The following is a 242-nucleotide window of genomic DNA, read 5'->3' as shown; positions in this document are numbered from 1 at the left end:
TACCACAACCCCGATTGCCATTACAAGCGCAAAGAGCGAGATCATATTTAATGTAATTCCGAAGGCTGACATCACAGCAAATGTACCAACCAATGACACAGGAACTGCCAGCGCAGGAATCAATGTTGAACGCCAGTCACCCAGGAAAAGGAATACCACAATTGCTACCAAAATAAATGCTTCAAACAAAGTATGCACTACTTTTTCAATGGAAGCATCCAGAAATCTTGATACGTCATAAC

General features: G+C 41.7%; 1 protein-coding gene. It reads right to left on the bottom strand.

The annotated features are described in order from the left end of the window. Nucleotides 1-242, bottom strand: a 242-nt coding sequence (locus ACR9ZK_RS23170; RefSeq protein WP_481344262.1) for an efflux RND transporter permease subunit, incomplete at both ends; no start/stop codon positions are given.

It is taken from the genome of Monashia sp. HAY1-5C, from assembly GCF_056755255.1.
This window is presented reverse-complemented; position numbering and strand designations above follow the sequence as displayed.